The 24,204-nt window shown below is 64.1% G+C and carries 23 protein-coding genes; 17 read left to right on the top strand and 6 right to left on the bottom strand.

Annotated features, from left to right (window positions below; all coding sequences use genetic code 11):
• Positions 1-174: 174 nt before the first annotated feature.
• From BGO80_RS07920 to BGO80_RS07900, 5 genes are all read left to right on the top strand, one after another.
• Positions 175-948, top strand: coding sequence for an SDR family NAD(P)-dependent oxidoreductase (locus BGO80_RS07920; RefSeq protein ID WP_286720756.1), 774 nt, complete (start codon positions 175-177; stop codon positions 946-948).
• Positions 949-1,038: 90 nt separating this feature from the next.
• Positions 1,039-3,270 (top strand): sensor histidine kinase, encoded by a 2,232-nt coding sequence (locus tag BGO80_RS07915; RefSeq protein ID WP_286720670.1) that lies wholly within the window; start codon positions 1,039-1,041, stop codon positions 3,268-3,270.
• Positions 3,267-3,926, top strand: a complete 660-nt coding sequence (locus tag BGO80_RS07910; RefSeq protein ID WP_286720669.1) for a response regulator — start codon at positions 3,267-3,269, stop codon at positions 3,924-3,926. Before BGO80_RS07915 ends, BGO80_RS07910 begins: the two co-directional genes overlap by 4 nt.
• 189 nt (positions 3,927-4,115) lie before the next feature.
• Positions 4,116-4,829 carry a hypothetical protein gene (locus tag BGO80_RS07905; RefSeq protein ID WP_286720667.1) on the top strand — a complete coding sequence of 238 codons (714 nt, stop codon included), beginning with the start codon at positions 4,116-4,118 and terminating at the stop codon, positions 4,827-4,829.
• A complete protein-coding gene (locus BGO80_RS07900) occupies positions 4,830-5,723 on the top strand; it encodes a hypothetical protein (RefSeq protein WP_286720666.1) in 894 nt (297 codons plus the stop codon).
• Here the strand turns inward: BGO80_RS07900 and BGO80_RS07895 are convergent.
• Complete coding sequence (locus tag BGO80_RS07895; protein ID WP_286720665.1) at positions 5,720-6,757, bottom strand: lysine-2,3-aminomutase-like protein; 1,038 nt, start codon at positions 6,755-6,757, stop codon at positions 5,720-5,722. The genes BGO80_RS07900 and BGO80_RS07895 overlap by 4 nt on opposite strands.
• 175 nt (positions 6,758-6,932) lie before the next feature.
• On the bottom strand, positions 6,933-7,991 hold the full coding sequence (gene epmA, locus BGO80_RS07890) for an EF-P lysine aminoacylase EpmA (protein WP_286720663.1): 1,059 nt from the start codon (positions 7,989-7,991) through the stop codon (positions 6,933-6,935).
• A gap of 125 nt (positions 7,992-8,116) precedes the next feature.
• Between epmA and efp the strand changes: the two genes are divergently transcribed.
• Positions 8,117-8,686 carry an elongation factor P gene (gene efp / locus BGO80_RS07885; protein WP_126151068.1) on the top strand — a complete coding sequence of 190 codons (570 nt, stop codon included), beginning with the start codon at positions 8,117-8,119 and terminating at the stop codon, positions 8,684-8,686.
• A gap of 140 nt (positions 8,687-8,826) precedes the next feature.
• Here the strand turns inward: efp and BGO80_RS07880 are convergent, their stop codons facing one another.
• The 4 genes from BGO80_RS07880 to BGO80_RS07865 all read right to left on the bottom strand — a co-directional run bounded on the left by BGO80_RS07880 (position 8,827) and on the right by BGO80_RS07865 (position 11,965).
• Positions 8,827-9,315 carry a YciE/YciF ferroxidase family protein gene (locus tag BGO80_RS07880; protein WP_126151069.1) on the bottom strand — a complete coding sequence of 163 codons (489 nt, stop codon included), beginning with the start codon at positions 9,313-9,315 and terminating at the stop codon, positions 8,827-8,829.
• A 95-nt stretch (positions 9,316-9,410) separates the two neighbouring features.
• Positions 9,411-10,379, bottom strand: coding sequence for an acetylxylan esterase (locus BGO80_RS07875; protein ID WP_286720660.1), 969 nt, complete (start codon positions 10,377-10,379; stop codon positions 9,411-9,413).
• Between the two features lie 71 nt (positions 10,380-10,450).
• Positions 10,451-10,858: a hypothetical protein gene (locus tag BGO80_RS07870; RefSeq protein WP_286720658.1), complete on the bottom strand. Its 408-nt coding sequence runs from the start codon at positions 10,856-10,858 to the stop codon at positions 10,451-10,453.
• 93 nt (positions 10,859-10,951) lie between these two features.
• On the bottom strand, positions 10,952-11,965 hold the full coding sequence (locus tag BGO80_RS07865; RefSeq protein WP_286720656.1) for a zinc-binding alcohol dehydrogenase family protein: 1,014 nt from the start codon (positions 11,963-11,965) through the stop codon (positions 10,952-10,954).
• A 176-nt stretch (positions 11,966-12,141) separates the two neighbouring features.
• Here BGO80_RS07865 and BGO80_RS07860 point away from each other — a divergent pair, with 176 nt between their 5' ends.
• The 11 genes from BGO80_RS07860 to BGO80_RS07810 all read left to right on the top strand — a co-directional run bounded on the left by BGO80_RS07860 (position 12,142) and on the right by BGO80_RS07810 (position 24,195).
• Entirely contained in the window at positions 12,142-13,179 is a 1,038-nt protein-coding gene (locus BGO80_RS07860; protein WP_286720655.1) for a Gfo/Idh/MocA family protein, read from the top strand.
• Between the two features lie 211 nt (positions 13,180-13,390).
• Positions 13,391-15,202: a methyl-accepting chemotaxis protein gene (locus BGO80_RS07855; RefSeq protein WP_286720653.1), complete on the top strand. Its 1,812-nt coding sequence runs from the start codon at positions 13,391-13,393 to the stop codon at positions 15,200-15,202.
• Complete coding sequence (locus tag BGO80_RS07850; protein WP_286720651.1) at positions 15,202-15,690, top strand: chemotaxis protein CheW; 489 nt, start codon at positions 15,202-15,204, stop codon at positions 15,688-15,690. Before BGO80_RS07855 ends, BGO80_RS07850 begins: the two co-directional genes overlap by 1 nt.
• Before the next feature lie 141 nt (positions 15,691-15,831).
• On the top strand, positions 15,832-16,860 hold the full coding sequence (locus BGO80_RS07845) for an HD domain-containing phosphohydrolase (RefSeq protein WP_286720649.1): 1,029 nt from the start codon (positions 15,832-15,834) through the stop codon (positions 16,858-16,860).
• A gap of 591 nt (positions 16,861-17,451) precedes the next feature.
• Complete coding sequence (locus BGO80_RS07840; RefSeq protein WP_286720647.1) at positions 17,452-17,787, top strand: STAS domain-containing protein; 336 nt, start codon at positions 17,452-17,454, stop codon at positions 17,785-17,787.
• Positions 17,784-18,152 carry a response regulator gene (locus tag BGO80_RS07835; RefSeq protein WP_286720646.1) on the top strand — a complete coding sequence of 123 codons (369 nt, stop codon included), beginning with the start codon at positions 17,784-17,786 and terminating at the stop codon, positions 18,150-18,152. Before BGO80_RS07840 ends, BGO80_RS07835 begins: the two co-directional genes overlap by 4 nt.
• The gene (locus BGO80_RS07830) at positions 18,149-20,194 is read left to right on the top strand and encodes a chemotaxis protein CheA (RefSeq protein ID WP_286720644.1); all 2,046 of its coding nucleotides are present in this window, start codon (positions 18,149-18,151) and stop codon (positions 20,192-20,194) included. The genes BGO80_RS07835 and BGO80_RS07830 overlap by 4 nt, the downstream gene beginning before the upstream one ends.
• Positions 20,191-20,688, top strand: coding sequence for a chemotaxis protein CheW (locus BGO80_RS07825; protein ID WP_223214219.1), 498 nt, complete (start codon positions 20,191-20,193; stop codon positions 20,686-20,688). The genes BGO80_RS07830 and BGO80_RS07825 overlap by 4 nt, the downstream gene beginning before the upstream one ends.
• A complete protein-coding gene (locus tag BGO80_RS07820; RefSeq protein ID WP_286720643.1) occupies positions 20,685-22,781 on the top strand; it encodes a HAMP domain-containing methyl-accepting chemotaxis protein in 2,097 nt (698 codons plus the stop codon). Before BGO80_RS07825 ends, BGO80_RS07820 begins: the two co-directional genes overlap by 4 nt.
• An 11-nt stretch (positions 22,782-22,792) precedes the next feature.
• The gene (locus BGO80_RS07815) at positions 22,793-23,257 is read left to right on the top strand and encodes a chemotaxis protein CheW (RefSeq protein ID WP_286720641.1); all 465 of its coding nucleotides are present in this window, start codon (positions 22,793-22,795) and stop codon (positions 23,255-23,257) included.
• Between the two features lie 62 nt (positions 23,258-23,319).
• Complete coding sequence (locus BGO80_RS07810) at positions 23,320-24,195, top strand: CheR family methyltransferase (RefSeq protein ID WP_286720638.1); 876 nt, start codon at positions 23,320-23,322, stop codon at positions 24,193-24,195.
• The last annotated feature ends 9 nt before the right edge of the window (positions 24,196-24,204 follow it).

Raw genomic sequence — 24,204 nt, 5'->3', positions numbered from 1 at the left:
CCACCCGCAAAGACCATTTCGAAGCCAATTGCCTTGCCAACCGTGTCCTATGGGCAACGGCGCCACTGCCTCATACATTCCACCATCAAGGCTTTGCACCACTGCAAATATTGACGCCGGGGCGGGGTTCGGTCCACCCTGCCGGCCTTCATGCCCTATCCCCCAGGACCCGATATGTACCAGCTGCTCGATCCCAGCCGCTTTGTCGTCTTCATCACCGGCGCCACCTCCGGCTTCGGTGCCGCCGCCGCCCGGCGCTATGTCGCTGCCGGAGCCAAGGTGATCGCGACCGGCCGCCGTCAGGATCGACTGGTCGAGCTGCAAGAAGAACTGGGCAAGGAAAACTGCCACATCATCGCGCTCGATGTGCGCGACCGCGCCGCTGTCGAACAGGCCATTGCCGGTATTCCCGCCCCCTTCGACGCCATCAATATCGTGCTGGCCAATGCCGGCCTGGCGCTGGGCCTGCAGCCGGCAGCCGAGGCCAGTCTCGATGACTGGCAGACCATGATCGACACCAATGTCTCCGGCCTTGTTTATACCGTGCGCCTGCTGCTGCCCGGCCTCATCGCCCGCGGCGGCGGTCATGTGGTGACGCTGGGCTCGGTAGCGGGCGAATATGCCTATCCCGGCGGTTCGGTCTATGCCGCCACCAAGGCCTTCGTGAAGCATTTCGCCCTCGCCATCCGCTCGGACCTGCAGGGCAAGAATGTGCGCGTCACCGATATCGAGCCGGGCCTCACCGAAACCGAATTTTCCCTCGTGCGCTTCAAGGGCGACGCCGACAAGGCGGGCAATGTCTATTCCGGCACCAAGGCCATGACCGCCGAAGACATCGCAGAAAGCATCTTCTGGGCCACCTCGCTGCCCGAACATGTCAACGTCAACAAGATCCAGCTGATGGCAACGACCCAGGCTATCGGCGCCTTCGACATTTTTCGCGGCTAGGAAGGCCGCCCATCAAAGGCCGGGGATGCGCGTTAACGCAGGGTTTACCAAACCCTTGCCAGCGGGCAATTTCGCCCATCATATGCGCGGATGCGCCCTGCTTTTGCCACGCCCGGCCTGTTGCTGATCATCGTCGCCGCCTTCTGCGCGGCGATGTCCTTCTTCGTCATCTCGGCCGGCACCATGTCGGTGCCGTGGTTCGGCATCAAGCTGGCTGCCGCGCCCGATGGTCAGGGCGTGGTGATCGCGGGCTATAGCGACCTCGCCTATTTCCCCGAGCCGCAGCCGCGCATCGGCGCACGGGTCGAGGCCATCTCCATCCCCGGCGTCGCCCCCGTGCCCATCGAGGCCCTCGATATCCTCCCCGAGCCGGACAGCCTGTCGAGCTATGCCGAGATCAACGCCTTCTTCGCGCGCCAGAGCCTGCTCAATGCCCTGCTCGCCAATCCGCAGGAAAAGATCGAAATCCACGCCATCGATCCGCTCGATGGAACGCGCAGCGTGACCTCGGCTTTTGTCGAGTTCCGCCCCTTCTTTGCTTTGCCGGATGGGTTCTGGGTGCAGCTGCTCACCGGCGTCGGCGCGGTGATGATTGCCGGCTGGGTCTGGGCCCTGCGTCCGCGCAAGCTCGCGCCGATGCTGTTCCTCGTCAGCGCGCTGGGCATGATGATGTCGACAGCGACCTCGGCCATCTATGCCAATCGGGCGCTGGCCATCGACGGAAACCTCTTTTCCATCCTCCAGCCCATCAATTCCATCGGCGCCGTTACCTTCGGCGTCGCCATGATCGGACTGTTGCTGATCTATCCGGTCCAACTGGTGCGCTTCGCCTGGCTGTGGCTGCTCTTGCCGGTGCAGGCCGGCATGATGTTTCTGATCGTCACGCAAACCGGCATCGGCCCCAGCCAGCTCTATATCTACATCGCCGCCGCCACCCTGGTCATTCTCGGCGCCATCGCCGCCCAATGGTGGCAGACCCGCCACGATCCGGCCGAGCGCGCCGCCCTCGGCTGGCTGGGCCTGTCCATCGCCGTGGGCTGCCTCGCCTATACGGTCTTCGGTGCCCTGCCCATCCTGCTCGACCTGCCCATCGGCATTCCGCAGACCCATGTCACCGGCGTGTTGATCGTCATCTATGCCGGCCTGGCGCTGGGGATCGCCCGGTACCGCCTGTTCGAATTGGGCGACTGGGCCTATCGCATTCTCTTCTACACCTCCGGCGCCATCCTGATGCTGCTCATCGACATGGCGCTGATCGTGGTGCTGAACTTCGACGCCGCGCCGGCACTGGGCCTGTCACTCGCCCTCGTCGCCTTCGTCTATCTGCCCTTGCGCGACTGGGTCTGGCGCCGCCTCACCGCCCGCCGCCGCCTGCCCCAGCATGAATTGTTCTCCGCCGCCCTCGACGTCGCCTTTGCGCCCTCGCCCGAGGAAAGCGACCAGCGCTGGCGCGCTCTGCTGGCCCGGCTGTTCGACCCGCTTGAGATCGAGGCGACTGCCCCCGTCACGACGCCCGTCGCGCAGGATGATGGCCTCATTCTCGACCTGCCCGCGGTCGGCAATTCGCCGCCTTTGCGCCTCACTTTTCCCCATTCCGGGCGGGGCCTCTTTTCCCCCGCCGATGTCAAGCTCGCCACCAATCTCGTCACGCTGACCGAGCGCGCCGAGGAAAGCCGCCAGGCCTATATGCGCGGGGTGGGCGAAGAGCGGCGGCGCATGGCCCGCGACCTGCACGACGATGTCGGCGCCCGCCTCCTCACCGGCCTCCACACCGCCGACGAGCGCACCCGTCCGACCCTGCAGGCCGCACTCAGCGATATCCGCGCCATTGTCTCCGGCCTGGCCGGCGAGGAAGCCGAGCTCGAGCGGGTGCTGGCCGAAATCCGCCACGAAGCCGCGCGCCGGCTCGAAGCCGCCGGGATCGCGCTCGACTGGCCGCTGCCCGAAACCGAGGCGCCGCCCTTCCGGCTGGATTATCGCATCCACAAGGCCCTGACCTCGGCCGTGCGCGAGATCGTCTCCAACGTCATCCGCCATTCCGGCGCCACCGAGCTCGTCGTCACCCCCGAGCAGCACGCCAACCACCTCACCCTGCGCTTTGCCGATAATGGTGCGGGCCTGCCGCCTGCAGCGCTCAAGGGCGAAACTACCGGCTATGGATTGCGCAGCCTGCGCCAGCGTATCGAGGATCTCGGCGGTTCGGTCAGCATCGGCAATGGCGTTGGCACCACCGTCGTATTGAGCCTCACGCTGACGCTCGCCGCAAATGCCCCGGAACCGGGGGTGCAGGCAACGATGGCCGCGCTAGACTCGCCCCCATGATGGAACACGCCCCCGCCCCGCGCCGCTGCCTCTTGATCGAAGACCAACCCACGACGCGGGACTGGATGCTGGGCGTCTTGGCGCGCGCCTTCCCCGGCATCGACATCGCCACGGTCGGCAGCCTCAAGGCCGCCAATGCATGGCTCGATCAGCATGGCCAGGGGCTCTGGCTCGCCATTGTCGATCTCGGCCTCCCCGACGGCACCGGCATCGACATCGTCCGCCGCCTGCAAGCCGAGCAACCCGACGTGCTCCCCATCGTCGCCACCATCTATGACGACGACGCCCATTTGTTCGACGCCATCGCCGCTGGTGCGCGCGGCTATGTGCTCAAGGACGAGGAGGCCGGGCTGCTGGTGAGCTATTTGCAGCGCATCGAGCGCGGCGAGCCCCCGCTCTCCCCCTCCATCGCCCTGCGCATGCTCAGCCACTTTCGCGCTCCGCCGAAAAAGAGCGACGACGAGGCCGGCCTCAGCCCCCGCGAAACCGAAGTCCTCACCCTGCTCGCCCGCGGCCTCACTGTTGCCGAAGCCGCCCGCCGCATCGGCCTGCAGCCCCAGACCGTCGCCTCCTATGTCAAGGTCATCTACCAGAAACTCTGCGTCTCGAGCCGCGCCGAAGCCACCCGCGAAGCCATCCGCCGCGGCCTGGCATAACATGATCCTGCTCACGGACGTCTCGGCTCCTCCCCCTTTTTCAGGGGGAGGTTGGGTGGGGGTATTCAGAGCGCTCAGGCGCTTGTGTGATAACCTGCTGCAACGACTAAAAGCCACATCCAGCCACCCCAAATCCGGGGCTGCAATCTCTGCCCGCCGCGCCACAATGCCGGCAAGTGGAGACCGCCAATGAAACGCCCCAGCCGCCTCATCCTGCCGATCCTGGTCGCAACCGGCGTCGCCATCCTGCTGTTTCTACCCCGCAACGCCTTTGCCGCCGGGCTCGATCTCACCCAGCTCGACCAGACCTGCCTCGAAACCCAGCTCAAGAATTGCAAGGTCCTGACCTCGGGCCGGCTCAATTCCGGCTGGGGCGATGCCGAGGGCGAGCCGCTCTTCGCCTGGCAGACCCAGTCCGGTTTTACCGATGCCGATGGCGTGCTCGGCGGCTTCGTGCTGTTCCATTACACCGACGGCGCCTGGTCGCTGTTCGACAGCGGCTTCGACGGCTACCGCTTCGAGCCGCCCCGCCTTGCCGCAGAAGACACCCTGCTGCATGTCGCCGGCGTCACCGCCGGCACCGGCGCCTATAATGCCGATCGGCTCTATGTCTTCGGCGATACCGGGGCGGCAGCCTATCGCGAGGATTGGACACGCATCGACATCGAGAGCTGGCGAGACGACATCACCCCGCTCTTGCCCGAGGGTCTCGAAATCTGGAAGGGCGTCGACTTCGATTTCGACGACTGGTTCTACGGCGCACTCAATGCCCGCACCCCGCTCTGGCGCGCCGATGACGGCAATTGCTGCCCCAGCGGCGGCTGGGCCACCATCCATTTCGAAATCGAGGACAATAGCCTCGTTCCTGTCAGCGTCGATTATCTGCCCCCCTCGGAGGGCTGAATGGCCGTCATCGAATTCCTGCTGCGCATTGTCGGCGGGTTCTACGTGCTGGCCGGCCTTGCCGTCATGCGCAGCGTCGTCATGGATCGGCTGATGGACCAGATGCTCTCGGCGCTCAGCATGAAGCCGCAGCCAGCCGCGGAAGCAGTCAAGCGTTGGCTCTGGGGCGTTTCAGGCATGGCCATCGGCATGGGTGGCATGGCGCTGATGGTGCTCAACCTCTGGGCCGTACCGCTCTTTGCCATCGGGCTGGTGACCCAGGTCATCTATCTCGCCTGGGCCTACTTTGCCTTTCCGCCCGAAACCCCGCTCGAAGCCAGGGGCCGGCGGCAAACCACCAATGCCGCCCTGCTCTATTGTGTTGCAACACTGGCGGTCTTCGCCGCCGCGGCTGCCGGCCTCCTGCACCCGCTTACCGATCTCTGGGCAATCGCCATTCCTATCACCGGTGTTGTCATCGTAATGACCGTCGCCAGCCATCTGATCTGGACGCCGAAACGGCAGGTCGATGTCGAGGCCTTTGCCAGCATCGAGCATCCCGAACCCAACGCAAAACCTCCACCACCGCTCTACCGAGTGCGCCTGGAACCACGCTGGGGCAGCTATTGCCTCATCGATGCTGACACCGACGAGGACCGCCTGCCAGACCTCTACATGCCCATCGAACTGGCTGACCGCATCCATCTCTGGCACTACACCTTCGAGGCCCAGGACGATGGCACCGAGCGGCTCGTCGCCGTCTATGAGGACAAGGCGCACGAGGCGCGCCACCACGCCGAGGGCGAAGCCATCATCGCCGAGCTCAAAGAGATTTTCGGCCCGGACAATGTCAGCGGCCCCATCTATCCCGGCGAGGTCGCCTATGTGGGGCCACGAGCTGACGAGGAGCGCTAATCGCCCACCGGCGGATAGGCGTGTTCGCCACCCTGCCAGTCGCGCACCGTAAAGCAGCCGTCACTCCCGACCAGCGCCGCCGCTCCGATATCGGCCTTGCCATGGCCGCCGGGAATATCGAGCACATAGGTGGGTTGGCAGAGGCCCGAAATCCGCCCGCGCAAGGCCGTCACCAGCCTTTGCCCATCCTCGATGCTCACCCGAAAATGCCCAGTTCCCGGCGCCAGGTCGGGATGGTGCAGGTAATAGGGGCGGATGCGGTTCTCGACAAAGCCGCGCATCAGTGCCGCCAGCGTCTCCGCATCGTCATTCACCCCGGCCAGCAGCACCGACTGGCTGATCAGCACGACGCCGCCCGCGATCAGAAGGTCAAAGCCAGTGCGCGCCAACGCCGTGAGTTCGCGCGGATGGTTGGCATGAACGGCGAGGTAGGTGGTCTTGCCGCTGGCGGTGAGCGCCTCGACCATCTCGGCGTCGATCCGTTTCGGCTCCACCACCGGCACGCGCGTATGGAAGCGTACGACTTTGACATGCGCAATGCCGGCCAGCTTTTCCATGATGACGTGCAACCGCCGTGGCGACAGCACCAGAGGATCGCCGCCGGTGAGGATCACTTCCCAGATCTCCTCGTGCGCCGCGATATAGGCAATCGCCGCATCCAGCTCCCCCGCCGTCAGTGTGCCCAGCCCCTGCGGTCCCACCATTTCCCGCCGGAAGCAGAACCGACAATAGACCGGACAAACATGCACAGCCTTGAGCAGCACACGGTCCGGATAGCGATGCACGATCCCCTCCACCGGCGAATGCGTCAGGTCCCCGATCGGATCGGCCCGCTCCTCCGCCGTCGTCACCAGTTCCTCCGGCGCGGGCACATATTGGCGGGCGATTGGGTCATTCGGATCGTTCGGATCGATCAGCGCCAGCACTGCCGGGGTGATGGAGATGGCATATTTCTCGGCGACGGCGTCGAGGCCACTTTCCTCTTTCACCAATCCAGCCTCTACGAGACCGCGAACAGTCTTGAGAGCACTCATCGCGCCACCCCACCGTTCACCTGCCCAGCGCTCGCCTGTCCAACGCTCGCCCCTCCACCGCTCGTCACCCTCGGGCTCGACCCGAGGGCTCTACACTTGAGCAAAGGCAGAAAAGCACAGGCCCATGGGGTCGAGCCCAAGGGTGACGACTGAGGGAATTGACGAAGGTAGAAACTCACTCCGCCACCGGCGCCCACAGCACCGCCTCGATCCGCTGCACCCCGGTAGCCAGCATCACCAGCCGGTCAAAACCCAGCGCCACCCCGCTTGCCTCCGGCATGAAATCCAGCGCCGCCAAAAAATCCTCGTCGATCGGATAGCGCTCGCCATAGATGCGCTGCTTCTCTTCCATTTCCGCCTCGAACCGCCGCCGTTGCTCGGCCTTGTCGGTCAATTCGCCAAAGCCATTGGCCAGTTCGACGCCGCAGGCATAAACCTCGAAGCGCTCGGACACCCGCCGGTCCCCGGGCACGCGCCGCGCCAGCGCCGCCTCGCAGGCCGGGTAGCGGTCGAGCACCGTCACCCGTCCATTGCCCAGTTGCGGCTCTACCCGCTCCAACAGGATCTGGGTGAACAGATAGCTCCAGCTGCGATCATCGGACAGGCTCATGCCCACATGCGCCATTTCGGCCGCCAGCGCATTGCCATCGGGCACGCCATCCGCATCCATGGTGGCGAAGAGGTCGATGCCGGCATAGCGCTCGAAGGCGTCGACGACGCTCAGCCGCTCCGCCTCGGCCTGCGGATCGCAGCGGCGCTCCCGAAAGGAAAACGCACCAATCCCGGTCGTATCCGCCGCCAGGCGGATCAGGGCCAGCGTGTCGGCGATGATGGTGTCATAGCCCTCTTCGGCCCGATACCACTCCAGCATGGTAAATTCGGGATGGTGCAGCGCACTGCGCTCGCGATTGCGCCACACATGCTGCAGGCTCGCGATCCGTCGCTCGCCTGCCGCCAAGAGCTTCTTCATGGTGAATTCGGGCGATGTGTGCAGATACATGTCCTGCCCCAGCCCGTCATTGCCTGTCATCACCGTGCCGAAGGCATGCAGATGCGTCTCATTGCCGGGCGACCGTTGCAGCCCCGGCGGATCGACCATCAGGAAATCGCGCTCGGCAAACCAGTTGCGCATGCCGGCGTCGATCCGGGCCCGGGCCAGCAGCGCGGGGCGCCGATCGGCATGGCGGCCGCGATCCCACCAGGGAGTTGCCGCCGATGAGAAAGGTGCTGACATGCGGTTTCTTGCGGTCCGGTCTGGCGAAATGGCTCGGAATAGTTTATCGGGCGCTCGACAGACATATGCTGGCGCTCGATGGCCCTGCCTCTAATACGCGCCGCCGACACGAACAAGGAAGAACTATGGTCAAGGTCATCGCCTCGTCCCTGCGCAAGGGTCATGTGGTCGAGCAGGACGGCAATCTGCACGTCGTCCTCACCGCCGAAAACGTGCACCCCGGCAAGGGCAACTCGGTGACCAACGTCACCATGCGCCGCATTTCCGATGGCGTGAAGGTGATCGGCCGCTGGCGCACCGTCGAAATGGTCGAGAAGGCCGATGTCGATGACCGCGAATATGACTACCTCTATTCGGACGGCGAAGGCCACCACTTCATGGAGCCGTCCACCTATGAGCAGATTACCGTCGGCGACGACGTGGTCGGCGACCAGAAGGCCTATCTGACGGACGGCATGAAGGTGCACCTGATGACCCACGAAGGCATCGCACTGTCGCTGGAACTGCCGCAGCGCATGACCTTCGAGATCGTCGAGACAGAGCCGGTGGTGAAGGGGCAGACCGCGTCGTCTTCGTTCAAGCCGGCCGTGCTCAACAATGGCCTGCGCGTCATGGTGCCGCCCCATATCGGCGCCGGCACCCGCATCGTCATCCTGACCGAAGACAATTCCTACGTCGAACGCGCCCGCGACTGATGATCGGCCGCGCTTTGCGCGGCAAATCTCCCCCGTGGGAAGATTTTAGGTCACTAGGCCCGGAAAGCTAAGCTCGCAGGGCGGCAGACCCAATAAAAACGGGCCCAATGGGCCCGTTTTTCTTTGCCTCACTCCGGCACTTACGCCGCCTTGAGATTGACCGAGCTCTTGGCGAGGCTCGACAGCTTCTTGTCGGTGGCCTGCTCTTCCTTGAGGGTTTCGAGGAACAGGTTCATCGCTTCGGTATGGCCGAGTTGCTTGGCCCAAGTGGCCAGGGTGCCATAGCGGGCCATTTCGTAGTGCTCCACCGCCTGCGCGGAGGAGACAAGGCCGGCATCGAGCGCCGAAGTGCCCTTGAAATCCTCCATGATCTCCTTGCCTTCCTCGATAATGCCGAGGATGGCATCGCAGGTCTTGCCGCGCGGGGCCTTGCCCAGCAGCTCGAACACCTGTTCGAGCCGTTCCACATGCACTTCGGTTTCGGCGCGATGCTGCTCGAAGCCGGCGCGCAGCTCTTCGGACTGTGCCGCCTTGGCCATTTTCGGCAGCGTCTTCAGGATCTGCCGTTCGGCGTAATAGATGTCCTTGAGCGTATCGAGGAAAAGATCGTCCAGTTGCTTGTCAGCCATAGTCTTCATCTCCGTTTGTCTGGGGTGATGACGCTGGCCGGGGAACGACGTGGGGGGACCGAAGTTCCCCGCCACCCGTTCACATATGGGCAGAGCTAGAGAAACCGTTCGCTGAGCCAGGCCATTTGCGCCCGCTCCTGGAAGGGCCCACCGCCCTCATGATTGTTGAACTCGTATTCGGTGATGGTCTTGTCGCTGCCGGCAAAGGCCTTGAAAGCCCCATAAACCGTCGATGGCGGGCAGATATCGTCCATCAGCGCCACCGAGAACAAAGCCGCCGCCTTGCTCTGGCGGGCGAAGTTGACGCCGTCGAAATAGCGCAGCGTCTCGAACACCGTCGCGGCCTGTTGCCGATGCTGCGCCAGAAAGCGCACGATCTCGAGATAGGGATCACGTCCCGCCGTGCGCACCGCCCGGGGGAAATCGCAAAGGAACGGCACGTCCGGCATCACCGCCTTGACCCGGTTGTCGATGCCGGCCACCGCCAGCGCAATGCCACCGCCCTGACTGCCACCACAGACCGCGATCCGCTCCGGGTCGATGGCCTCATGGTCAACCAGCGCATCGATGGCGCGCACCCCGTCGATGAACAGGCGCCGATAGTAATAGTCGTTCTTGTCGAGAATGCCCTTGGTCATCACGCCCGGGATCTGGCTGGTGCTGCCCACCGGGTCCGGTGTCGCCCCGGTGCTCCAGCCGCTGCCCTGCCCGCGCGTATCCATGCGGAAATGCGCAAAGCCCGACGCCGCCCAGTGCAATTGCTCATGCGGAAATCCGCGCCCGCCGCCATAGCCGATGAACTGCACCACCAGCGGCAGCTTGCCCGCGCGCTGCCGCGGCAGCGTCAGCCAGCCCTTGATCGGATGCCCGCCAAAGCCGGGAAAGGTGACGTCGAACACCTCGACCAGGCTCAGCGTCGTCTCGGTCGCCACCAGGCTCGCCGTGCCGCCGGCCGCGCGCGCCTCGGCAATGCTGGACTGCCAGAAGGCGGCGAAATCCCCCGGCAGGGTGACCCCGCTTTCATAGGCGTCGATGGCGGGATGGACGAGATCGGGAAAAGGCATGATGAACTCCGCAAATATGCAGGCAATCTGCCCTCACAGCAGCGTGATTGCCAATGCCCCGGCGTGTAATTTCAACCCTGCCGTTGGAAATATTCACGGTGCCGCGCCATCAGCGCGCGATCGGGCCAGAAGGCCCGGTCCGCATGCCGCCACAGCATCTGCCCCCTGGTCCAGCGCGCCCCGTCCTTGCCCAGCACCCAATAATCGTCGTCAACGACCACCAGCCCCTTGGCCATCAGCCCCTTGACCGCGCCCTTGACGACAATGGCATTGCCAAAGGACAGTGCGCCGCCAGCCGCAAGCGGCAGGAACAGGAAGATATTGGGATGGGGCAATTGCGCGGACGGGGCAAACTGCTCCCCGGTTACCGCGCAGCGATACTCGTAAAGTTCAAACATCAGTCGGGTGAATGCGGTGGCATCATCCAGCGCAAAGCCGCTTTGAAACCCCTCGCCAAAACCCTCTTCGAAGCCCGACATGCCTGGTTCTCGCCCCCGGACGAGTGGCCAGATTAGGGATTTTTTACGGTCGTGCAACCACGTATGCAGGGCCGCGGAGTCAGTGCATCTGCATCAGTCGCGCAGATCGACCAGAATTTTCGTGAACCCACCCGGATTGGCATGCCAATCCTCGAGCGCCGCCGGTGCGTCCTGCAGTCCCACCACCCGCGACACGATCAGCTCGCCCGCGCCTGGATGCGCGCCGAGATAGGCGATGACATCGTCGAAATCGGCCCGCAGCGCATTGCGCGAGCCACGAATGTCGAGCTCCTTGGTGATGAAATACTTCGTCTCATAGGCGATCGGGGCCTTGGCATAGCCGATATAGACCACACGCCCCGCCGTCCCGACCAGATCGATGGCCTGCAGGAACGTTGCCTCCGCGCCCACTGCCTCCACCACCACGTCCGGCCCTTCCCCGGTCAGGGCCGCAATCGCTGCTTTAACATCGCCCTGGGCATTGATCACTTCATGCGCACCCAACTGGCGCGCCACTGCCAGCTTGGCATCGCTGAGATCGACGGCAATCACCCGCGCCCCGACCCGCAGCGCTCCAATCAGCACCCCAAGCCCGATCATGCCGCAGCCCAGCACTACCACCGTTTCACCAGCCACCAACTCGGCCCGTCGCACCGCGTGAAAGCCGACCGCCGACGGTTCCACCAGGGCCAGGTCCCGCAAAGCCATGCCGTCGACCGCGATCACCTTGCTCGCCGGCACCACCACCAGCCCGGTCAAGGCGCCCTCGCGCTGCACCCCCATGGTCTGGTTGCTGGGGCATGCATTGGGCCGACCCGACCGGCAGGCCCGGCAGCTGCCGCAATTGAAATAGGGCAGCACCGTTACCGCCTGCCCTACCGAAAGTCCGGTCACCCCCTCGCCTAGTGCCGCAATAGTGCCGGAGATTTCGTGACCCGGGACACGCGGATAGCTCACCAGCGGGTTGAGTCCGCGATAGGAGGTGAGGTCCGATCCGCAATAGCCCACATAGGCCAGCGCGATCACCACTTCGCCCGCCCCGGCCACCGGCTCCGGCAGATCGGTCAACTGCGCCTGGCCGGGCTGGGTGATGTGCATGGCCTTCATGATCGTCCTCCATTGGGTCGCCGTTTTCCGGCCACTGCCGATGCGCGAAAACAGCGATTGCCGGAGCCGCTGTCGCGCCGAGATTTTTCGTGGCAAAACCTGCCCGCGATCTTGTATGTAAGTTTGCCTGGAGGGCCAAGGGGTCTTCTATCGCCTAACGCAGAAGGAAGAATCCGGTGAGCAGGACCCGCATCGCCATTGTTGGCCTCGGCATGGCCGTTACCCCCCACGCCAAGGGCCTTGTGGACCTCGCCGATAGCGTCGATGTCGCCTATGCCTATGCCCCCAGTGCCGCCCGCCGCGCCGCCTTTGCGGAAAAATTCCCCTTCCCCACCTGCGACAGTCTCGAGACCATTCTCGAAGACAAGAGCGTCGAGGCCGTCGCCGTCTACACCCCCGCCAATACCCATAGGGACATTGCCATACGCTGCGCCGAGGCCGGCAAGCATGTGCTGATGGAAAAGCCGCTCGACATCAGCACCGCCCGCGCCGAACAGCTGGTCGCCGCCTGCCGCAAGGCCGGTGTCAAGCTGGGCGTCGTGCTGCAACATCGCTTCCGTCCTGCCGGCATGCGGCTGGCCGAGCTGCTGCGCTCGGGCGCGCTGGGCGACATCGTCGGCTGCTCCACCATCATTCGCCTGTGGCGTCCGCAGAGCTACTACGACGAGCCCGGCCGGGGCAGCTTTGCCCGCGACGGCGGCGGCGTTCTGATGTCGCAAGGCATCCATACACTCGACATGATGTTGAGCCTTGTCGGTCCGATCACCGAGATCAAGGGCTTTGCCACCACCACCCCGATCCATCGCATGGAAACCGAGGACATGGTGGCGGCGGCCGTCCGCTATGCCAATGGCGCCATCGGCACCATTGATTCCACCACCGCCGCCTATCCCGGCTTCCACGAGGAAATCATCATCACCGCCCGCAATGGCACTGCCATGCTGCGCGGCAGCGAGCTTCTGGTGCAGCTGCACAATGGCGAGAAGATCGTCATGGAGCCGGACCGCTCCGCCGGCGGCACCGGTGCCGATCCCATGGCCTTCCCGCACGACTATCACCGCGCCGTCACCGCCGACTTCATCGCCGCCATCCGCGAGGATCGCGATCCCAGGGTCACCGGCGAGGAGGCGCTCAAAGTCCACCGGCTGATCGACGCCCTCATCGCCGCCGGCAAGACCGAGGGCACCGTTACCCCGGTTGGCACCAGCGCCTGACAGCCGGATTGCAGCATGGCGAGGCGCATGGCGCCGCCCCCTGCTCCGGCGGCCGAGACGCTTTTTTTCCACCAGTTTTTCACGCAATCGATTGCCTGAAATTTCGGTGAAAGGATTTATCGCACGGGATTCGTCCGCCCGCGCGCTTTCAGTAAGGAGCTGGTGATCCCACGCTGCTAGCATTTGCGCTACAAATATTTCGGGGAACGATATGACCTTCCTGACGGTACTCAATCGCAAGGCTCGCAAAGAAGCTGAACTGGACCGGGCGACGTTGGCGGCCATCTCGAAATCACAGGCGGTGATCGAGTTTGCGGCCGACGGCACCATCCTGGCTGCCAATGCGAATTTCCTCACCCTGCTCGGCTACACGCTGGACGAAATCTGTGGGCAGAAGCACCAGATCTTCGTTGACCCGGCCACGGTTGCATCGGCCGAATACAGCAAGTTCTGGGATGATCTCCGCGCCGGCCGCTATCAGGCGGCCGAATACAAGCGCCTCGGCAAGGATGGACGAGAGGTCTGGATCCAGGCCAGCTACAATCCGGTTTTCGACAGCGCCGGCAAGGTTGCCAAAATCGTCAAATTCGCCACTGATATCACCGCGACCAAGCTCGACGCCGCCGATTGCAAGGGCCAGCTCGACGCCATCGGCAAGTCCCAGGCGGTGATCGAATTTTCGCCCACTGGCGAAATCCTTGGCGCCAATGCCAATTTCTGCGACGCGCTCGGCTATCGTTCGGACGAAATCGTGGGCCGGCATCACCGCCTCTTCGTCGATCCCGCTGAAGCCGCCTCCCCTTCCTATGAACGCTTCTGGACCACCCTGGCGCGTGGAGAATTCCAGGCCGCGGAATATCGACGCCTCGGCAAGGGCGGGCGCGAGGTCTGGATCCAGGCCAGCTACAACCCGATCTTCGATCTCAATGGCCGCGTTTTCAAGGTGGTCAAATATGCCACCGACATCACCGCGCGCAAACAGGCCGTCAACACGCTCGGCACGGCGCTGACCCGGCTGGCCGATGGCGATCTGCGCAGCCGCATCGACGACAAGTTCATCGCCGAACTCGACCCCATCCGCGTGGCCTTCAACCACACCATCGAGCGGATGAACGACATCGTCGGCAATATCCGCATCACCTCCAGCGCGCTGCGCAAGGCCACGGGCGAAATCCTCTCCGGTGCCAATGACCTGGCCGACCGTACCGCCCGCCAGGCCGCAGCCATCGAGCAGACCAGTGCCGCCATGGACCAGTTGGCCAGCACCGTCTCCGACAATGCCCACCGCGCCGAAACCGCCCGTACCAAGGCCCGCTCCGTGTCCGAAATCGCCGAAGGCAGCGGTGCGGTGATGGAAAGAGCGAATGATGCCATGGATCGCATCCTGGCCTCCTCGGCCAAGATCTCCAACATTATCGGGCTGATCGACGACATCGCCTTTCAGACCAATCTTCTGGCCCTCAACGCCTCGGTCGAGGCGGCGCGGGCAGGCGACGCGGGCAAGGGCTTCGCCGTGGTGGCCGTGGAAGTGCGGCGCCTCGCGCAGTCGGCGGCCTCGGCCTCGGCCGATGTGAAGGTGTTGATCGAGCAGTCCGCCACCCAGGTTTCCGACGGCTCGCGCCTGGTCTCCGACGCCACCACCCGCATCGCCTCCATGCTGGGGGGCGTCAAGGAAAACAGCGCGCTGATCGAAGGCATTGCCGCAGCCAACCAGGAACAGTCCAACGCCATCGCCGAAGTGGCCACAGCCGTGCGGCAGATGGACGAAATGACCCAGCAGAACGCTGCCTTGGTGGAAGAGACCAACGCCGCCATCGAACAGACGGAAAGCCAGGCCACCGAACTCGACCAGGTGATCGAGGTCTTCACCGTCGAGGACGAAAGCCCGCAATGGCAGGCGCCCCGCGCCAAGGCAACGCCCCCGCGCAAGCCTGTCCCGGCAGCGCCGCGAACGGCGCCGGTCGCCAAGGCCTGGCTGAGCGAAGGCAATGCCGCTGTCGCTGTCGACTGGAACGAGTTCTGATGGCCCCTGCACTCTCCGCCACCCAAGACAGCACGCCTCAGGACAGCACCAATCAGTTCCTGACCTTTGCCTGTGCCGGTCGCATGATGGCGGTAGATATCGTCATGGTGCGTGAGATCAGGGGCTGGGCCCCGCCCACGCCCCTGCCCGCTTCTGCCCCAGGGGCCATGGGCGTGCTCAATATTCGCGGCCGCGTCGTGCCGATATTCGATCTGGCGGCGCTGATCGGCCAGCCCGAGGCAGCGCCGGAGGCCGGCGTTATCCTCATCCTCAGCCGCGACGATGCCGATCTCGGCCTGCGCGTCGATTCGGTCTCCGATATCGTCTTCGCCAAGCCCGAAGCCATTCGCCCCATTCCCCACGCCGCCATGGGCACGGGCGCCCATCTGGTGCGGGGCATGCTGGAAAAGGACGACGCGCTGATCGCCCTTCTCGACATTGCGGCGGTGCGATCACCCGAGGATGCGGAACGCGTCTATCTCGATTGAACCGAGGCAGTGAGGACCACCGCCGGCGACAATGCGGCGGCATTTCCGATCTGTTAGCCACGGCACCGAATGCGCATCCCCGTTAAGCATCGCATAAGGGCCAAACCCTATCGTGCAATGGGAGAAGCCGGGGGGGCCAGAATGCGCTTGCTAGTCGTTGACGATAGCCGATCCAGTCTTGCGCTTATCGGCTCCATCCTCAACGATGCCGTCGACGCCGACATCGAGCTCTGCCTCAATCCGCTTACCGCGCTCGAAAAGTGCGAGCAGCAGCAGTTCGACCTGGTGGTAGTCGATCACATCATGCCCGAAATGGATGGCGTCGCCTTCACCGCGGCGCTGCGCACCCGTCCGGCCTATCGGCTGGTGCCGATCATCATGATCACCTCCGACATCGACAAGACCACGCGCATCGACGCCATCAAGGCCGGTGCCAGCGACTTCCTGCACAAGCCCTTCGAAACCACCGAGCTGCAGGCCCGCGTCGCCAATCTCCTGACCCTGCGCCGGGCCCAGGTGGAACTGGCCGACCGCGCCAACTGGCTGGCCCGCGAAGTCGAGCGCGCCACCGCTCATCTCGTCGCCCGCGAAGAGGAAATCATCTGGCGTCTGGCCCGCGCCATCGAATATCGCGACGGCGATACCGGCGAACACGTCTCCCGCGTCGCCCAGATCTGCCGCGTCCTGGCCGAGGGCATCGGACTCTCCCACGAGCAGTGCCGCATCATCTACCTGGCCGCCCCGCTGCACGATATCGGCAAGATCGGCATTGCCGACGCCATTCTCTCAAAACCCGGCAAGCTCACGCCCGAGGAAATGGCCAAGATGCGCGAGCACGTTTCCATCGGCGCCCGCATCCTCGAAGGCGGCAGTTCCGACCTGATCCGCGCCGCCGAGCTGATTGCACAAAGCCATCATGAGCGCTGGGACGGCACCGGTTACCCCGACCGCCTCTCGGGCAACGACATCCCCATCGAAGCCCGCATCGTCGCCCTCGCCGATGTCTTCGACGCACTCTGCTCCGAGCGGCCGTACAAGAAGGCCTGGCCGATCGAAAAGGCCTATGACGAGATCGTAAGCTGCAGCGGCAGTCATTTCGATCCGGCCATCGTCGATGCCTTTCGCGCCCGCTGGTCCGAAATCCAGGACATCATGGCCGGCCCGCGCTGACGCCGCGCATCGCGCTTATCCCTAACGCTTGGTGAATATTCATGCCGCCGCAGCCCCAGCTGTGGCGGCGGCACTTTTTGCCCATTGACAGACATATTTCGGTCATTGTGTTGCCTCGCCCCGCTCGATTTGCCGCTTTGCCCCGCGAGCACCCAACCGAGCCGCAATTGGCAATCTTCCATTCAAGCCACCCCTCTCTCCGCCGCATATGGCCAGTGTTGGGCCAAGTAGTCACCGTGCAAAACCTTGCCGAGGACTCAGAGTCAAACCGAGAGGATTCCCCAGCGGGCTGAATCGACTCGCAATGGACTCCGGCACAAAACAAATCACCGATTTGAATACTTGCTAAAGAACAGTACTATTTATCGGATCAATTTTATCGATTGGAAGAATTTCGTAACCATCGGTTAAGTGGTGATGGCCAATATTGTAATACACCGGATGGGAATACGGTCAAAAACGCAGAACGGAACTCGGGAAAGCCACGCCCTTATTTTATAACCAACTTTTAACCTACCGGTTCCCAGTCAAACCTTTCACGGTAGAGAGACAGAATGTCATCGAAATCAGACTTCGCACCCGGTCATCCCCATGGCCGGTAAGGGACAGCACACGCACGTACTTCGTGCAGACACAGGCATCAAATCGGCACAGGACGTGCTGACCGGCCTGCGAGACGCGCTCGCCCAACACCAGCATATCGCCGTCGACACCCAGGCGGTGACCGCAGCCGATATCACCACGGTACAGACCCTTCTGGCGGCCCGACGCAAGGCCATCGCCTCGGGCGGTTCGCTGCGCTTGCTCGAGCCGGTCGGCGCGCCCCTGCAGCAGGTTCTCACCGCTGGCGGCTTTCTCACGCCCGGCCAGGCCGATGCCGACTTCTGGCCCGCCACACTCCATCAGCCAACGGACAATCCCTCATGAGCAAGACCATCCTGACCATCGACGATTCCGCCTCCATCCGTCAGATGGTGTCGATGACGCTGACGGCTGCGGGCATGGAGGTCATCGAGGCCGCCAATGGCGCCGAGGGGTATGACAAGGCCATCGCCAACCCCATCCATGCCGTCCTCACCGACCTCAACATGCCGGTGCTCAACGGCATCGAATTCGTCCGCAAGTATCGCCAGCATCCCGCCAGCAAGGGCATTCCGGTGATCCTTTTGACCACCGAATCCGATGACGAGCTCAAGCGCCAGGCCAAGGAAGCCGGTGCCACCGGCTGGATCGTCAAGCCGTTCAAGCAGGATCAGCTCCTGGCCATCATCAAGAAGGTCACGGGCGCATGAACATTTCCGACCCCACCGAAACCTTCCGCCAGGAGGCGCGCGAGCTGCTCGATCAGCTCGAAGCCGGCCTCCTGGACCTTGAGCAGGATCCGGGCAATTCCGACCTGATCAATTCCACCTTCCGCGCCCTGCACACCATCAAAGGCTCGGGCGCCATGTTCGGCTTCACTGCCGTGGCCGCCTTCGTGCACGAGTTCGAAACCGCCTTCGACCGGGTCCGCAAGGGCCAGAGCGCTCCCAACAAGGCGCTGATCGGGGTGGCGCTCGACGCCAAGGACCATATTCACCAGCTGATCGAGGCGCCGGACGCCGTCATTGCCGGCGGCGACGCCATCCTTGAGGCCCTTCGTGCCGTGGTCGATGGAGAAAACCATTCGCCTCCGGCACCGACCAGGCTCGACGCCGCGTCCGCGCCGGCCGTTGCAGAACCAGCCGTTCCAGCGCAATCCAAGCGTTGGCGGCTGGTTTTTTATCTTCCCTCTGACGCTTTGGCCTATGGCACCAATCCGCTGCTGCTGCTCGACGAGCTGGCCGAGATCGGCCCCACCAGCATCTGCGCCCTGACCGATCGCCTGCCCGATCTCGACAGTCTCGACGTCGAAGTGCCCCATATCGGCTGGCAGGTCGATATCGAGGCCGAAGACCCCACCAGCGCCATCGACGACGTCTTCCTGTTCCTGCGCGACAATATGGAACTGACGCTCACGCCGCTCGAAGCTGCGCCCGTTGCTCCCGCGCCCGCCATCGCCGCGCCCGAACCTGCCATCGCTGCCAGGCCCGCAGCCCCGGCGCCAACTCCTGTAGAACCGGTTGCCCCGCCCCGGGCGGTCGCCGACAAGCCCGAACAGGTCGAGCGTCCCGCTGCCACCTCGCTGCGCGTCCCCGCCGAACGGCTGGACGAGCTGATGGACCGCGTCGGCGAACTGGTCATCGCCCAGGCCCGGCTGAGCCAGATCGCCGCGCAGAGCGCCGATACCGGGCTCAAGACCATTGCCGAGGAGTTGGAACGCCTCTCATCGGGCCTGCGCGACACCACAATGGGCATTCGCATGGTGCCCATCGGCACCCTGTTCAGCCGCTTCCGCCGCCTGATCCATGATCTGTCGGGCGAATTGGGCAAGCCGATCGAGTTCATCACCGCCGGTGAGGAAACCGAGCTCGACAAGACCATGATCGAGCGTCTGGCCGATCCACTGGTGCACCTGATCCGCAATTCGGTCGATCATGGACTCGAGAGCGAAGAAAGGCGCCTTGCCGCCGGCAAGAGCCCGAAGGGCACCGTGCGGCTCTCCGCGGTCTATTCCGGCGCTGAAGTGGCCATTTCGGTGGCCGACGACGGCGCCGGGCTCAACCACGAGCGTATTCGCGCCAAGGCCGAGGAAAACGGCCTTATCACCCCAGAGACCAAGCTCACCGAGCAGGAACTCAACCATCTGATCTTTGCGCCCGGTTTCTCGACGGCCAAGGAAGTCACCTCCCTCTCCGGTCGTGGCGTCGGCATGGACGTGGTCAAGCGCACCATTGACGGGCTGCGCGGCACTATCGACGTGGCCTCCACCCCCGGACAGGGCTCGACTATGACCCTGCGCCTGCCCCTCACCCTGGCCATCATCGATGGCATGCTGGTCCGGGTCGGCAATGGCCGCTACACCATCCCGCTGGCCGCGGTCGAAGAATGCGTCGAACTGCCCGAGGGCATCGAGGCTCATGCCAAGGGCCGCAACTTCCTCGATATTCGTGGGAGCCTGGTGCCCTATCTGCGGCTGCGCGAGGTGTTCAACACCAATACCCCGCCCGAGCAGCACCAGAAGGTGGTGATCGTCTCCTCCGGCGAAGGCCGGGTGGGTCTCGTGGTCGATCAGATCATCGGCAACAACCAGACGGTGATCAAGCAGCTCTCCAAGCTGCACTCCTCGATCAAGTCCTTCTCGGGCGCCACCATCCTGGGCGACGGCTCCGTCGCCCTCATTCTCGACACCGCGCATCTGGTGGCCTCGGGCCAGTCCTATGTCGACCGCGCCATCACCGGGAGGGCCGCATGAGCATCACCGAAACGCCGATGACGGCGCTGACCATTCGCCTCGAAGACGAACTCTTCGCCGTCGAGGCCGGTCGGGTCCGCGAGATCCTCGATCTCGTGCCGATCACCGAAGTGCCCAATGCGCCCGCCTTTGTCGGCGGCCTCATCAATGTGCGCGGCCGGGTCGTGCCCCTGGCCGACCTGCGGGTCATGTTCGGCATGGACCGGCCCGAGCCCGACCAGGACACCCGCATCGTGGTGATGGAAGTGGATATCGACGGGGAGCCGACCATTGCCGGCATCCTCGCCGACAAGGTCCACGACGTCACCGATATCGAACCGGCCTCCATCGAAGAGGCCCCGAAAGTCGGCATGCGCTGGCGCCCCGAATTCATCAAGGGCATCGGCAAGCGCAATGGCGGCTTCATCATCATTCCCGACATGGAACAGATTTTCTCAACTTCGGACGGCAGAAGCCCGTCCTCGGCAGCATCAGAAGAAAGGCCAGCATCGTGAGACTGACTATCAAGACAAAACTTGCGGCGGTGTTCACCACCGTCGTGGCGCTCTCCGGCGTCAGCATGTTCCTGGCAATCCAGGGCCTGGGCACGATCAACGATTCCATGGGCAATATCGTCAACGGCCCGGTCACGCGCTCGCTTTCGCTCCAGGACATGCAATACGACATGGCCTCGGTCTCCAATGATATTCGCCGCATGATCATCAGCACCGACGATGCCGAACTCGCAACGCTGCGGGCAGGCATTGTCGCGCGCTTGGACGAAGTGACCGGACAGGCCGCCGCGCTGGTCGGGCAGTTCTCCTCCGCCGAGCTGAACGACAAGATGCGCACCATTTCCACCACGATGGAAGCCTATGAGGCGGCTCTGGTCGGCGTCCAAGACGAGGCCATGAAGAACACCGACACCAAGGCCTTCGAGCTGACCACCACCCGCGGCAGCGCTGCCATTTCTGCGGTCGAAACCTCTCTGGGCATACTGCGCCAATCGCTTGAAAACCGCATGAACGCAGGCGACGCCGCTGGCACCCAGGCCTATCAGCTGGCCAGCGATCTGTTCCTGCTCGCCAGCGACGTCTTCCGCCAGCACCGCAATATCCTGCTCGCCTCGAGCAACCCGGCCAAGCAGGACCAGTGGTACAACGACTTCCAGTCCGGCATCGGCACCCTGCAACCCGAGCTGGAGCGACTTGGCCGCATGCTCGTGGGTAGCGAAATCGCCCAGCTCAACCAGGTGCGCGCCGATTTTACCGCCATGATCGAAGCCATGACCGACGGCAATGCCATTGCCATGCAGCGGTCGAACTTCAACGCCAACGCCATCAACGACGAGCAGGCAGCACCCCTGCGCGCCCAGATCAGCAGCCTTGTCGACGAAATCGTCGCCACCAATGAGCAGCTGCTTGCCGATACTCTTGTCGAGGCCAACGGCCTTTATGAACAGTCGCGCATCTTCCTGCTGGCCCTGCTCGCCGGTTCGGTGCTGATCGCTGCCGTCGCCGCCGTCTGGATCGTGACCTCGATCTCCCGCGCCATGACCGCCGCCGTCCGTCTCGCCGATGAAGTCGCCGCTGGCAATCTCTCGGCCACCGCAAAGGTCAATTCCGATGACGAAGTGGGCGATCTGATCAAGGCGCTCAACGCCATGACCCAGAAGCTGCGCGAAGTTGTCGCCGAAGTCACCTCGGCCACCCGTAACGTCGCTGCCGGGTCTCAGGAAATGTCGGCCACTGCCGAACAGCTGAGCCAGGGCGCCACCGAACAGGCATCCTCGACCGAAGAGGCCTCCGCCTCGATGGAAGAAATGGCTGCCACCATCAAGCAGTCGGCCGACAACGCCTCCCAGACCGAAAAGATCGCCCGCCAGTCCGCGGCCGATGCCATCGCCTCGGGCGAAGCCGTCGACAACGCCGTCTCGGCCATGCAGACCATTGCCGAAAAGATCATGGTCGTGCAGGAAATCGCCCGCCAGACCGATCTGCTCGCCCTCAACGCCGCGGTGGAAGCCGCCCGTGCCGGCGAACATGGCCGCGGCTTTGCGGTCGTCGCCTCCGAAGTGCGCAAGCTCGCCGAACGCAGCCAGGCTGCCGCCGCCGAAATCTCGACGCTTTCCGGCACCACGGTCAAGGCCGCTCAGTCTGCCGGCGAAATGCTCTCCAAGCTGGTCCCCGACATCCAGCGCACTGCTGAACTGGTTGAGGAAATCTCTGCCGGCAGCCGTGAGCAGAATGCCGGCGCCGCCCAGATCAACACCGCCATCCAGCAGCTCGACAAGGTCACCCAGCAGAACACGTCGGCCGCCGAGGAAATGTCGGCGACCTCCGAAGAGCTGGCCAGCCAGGCCGAACAGCTGCAGTCCGCCATCAGCTACTTCCGCATCGATGCCAGCGCCCAGCACATCCAGGCTGCCGCGCAGGACAACAATGCCGACATGCGCAAGGCAATCCTGGCCAAGGCCCCGCACATGGCCCCGCGCAAGCCGGCAGCCAAGTCCAAGGCCAAGTCGGGCGGCGGTGGCGGGTTCGATCTCGATCTCGACGACGCGCATGACGATCTCGACAGCGAGTTCACGCGCCGCGGCGCCGCCTGAGGAGGCCCTTCATGGCCGAACGTTCGCAATATGTGACCCTGGGCGTCGGCGATGAAATATTCGCCACGCCGGTGGCCCGCGTCCAGGAAATCCTGGACGTGCGGCCCATCGCCAGGCTCCCGCGCGCCCCGGACAATCTGCTCGGCATGATCGATGTCCGTGGCCAGGGCGTCCCGGTTCTCGACCTGCGGCTGACCCTGGGCATGCCCGGTGCGGTCGATACCGAGAACACACGCTTCGTCGTGCTGCTGGTCGAAGGCCCGGAAGGGCCGGTGACGCTGGGCCTGCGCGCCGATCGCGTCTTCGAGGTGACGGTGCTCGACAGCGACGACCTCGATCCGCCCCCTTCGGTCAGCGCCGGCTGGAGCGATCACTGCATCGAGGGCATCGGCCGCCGCAATGGCCAGTTCGTCACCGTGCTCGACCTCGATCGTCTCCTGGGCAACTCCGCCCTGCTGGCCAGTCGCGCCGCCTGATCCATTCACGAGTAAGCGGCCGGCGTGCGCGCCGGCCCGCCCTATGAGTACCGGAGTTCGCTTTGCCCTTCTCTGCCCGCCTTCAGCCTCGCCCTGACGACGACGATCATCTCAGCCTCGTCACCTTCAACAAGATCGCGACCCTGATCGGCCAGGAAGTGGGCATCCGCCTGCCGCCGGCCAAGCGCCTGATGATCGAAGGCCGCCTGCGCAAGCGTGTGCGGGCTCTCGGCCTCGACGGCTTCGAGGCCTATGGCAAGCACCTGTTCCGCGAGGACGGGCTGGCGAGCGAATTGCCCTACCTCATCAACGCCGTCACCACCAACAAGACCGACTTCTTCCGCGAGCCCGAGCATTTCGAGCTCATGGAAAAGCTGCTCGTGCCCACCCTCATCGCCGAGCGCAAATCCGAGCGCAATCCGCTGATCAAGGTCTGGAGCGCCGCCAGTTCCACCGGCGCCGAGGCCTATACCATCGCCATGGTCATGGCCGACCTTGCCGCCCAGCGCCGCGATTTCCGCTTTGCCGTGCTCGGCACCGACATTTCCACCGACGTGCTCGACCAGGGCCGTGCCGCCATCTATCCGGCCGAGCAGATTGCGCCCGTGCCCCAGGCCATGCAGTCGCGGCATCTGTTGTTCTCGCGCCGGCCCGGCATCCGCCCGGAAGTGCGCATTGCCCCCGAATTGCGGCGGTTGGTGCAGTTCCGCCGCCTCAACCTGATGGACGGCTCCTACCCGTTCGACCGCGACGTCGACATCATCTTCCTGCGCAATGTGCTGATCTATTTCGACAAGGCCGACCAATCCTCGGTGATTTCCCGCCTTATCGGGCATTTGCGCCCCGGCGGTTATCTACTTCTTGGGCATTCCGAATCCATGATCGGCACCTCCATCACCATGCGGCAGGTCGCTCCTGCCGTATTCCAGAAGGTTTGAGGCGCCGCC

Source organism: Devosia sp. 63-57, assembly GCF_001899045.1.
Classification (GTDB): Bacteria; Pseudomonadota; Alphaproteobacteria; order Rhizobiales; family Devosiaceae; genus Devosia; species Devosia equisanguinis.
Note: the sequence above shows the minus strand (reverse complement) of the source record. Positions and strands in the feature narration are given on the sequence as shown.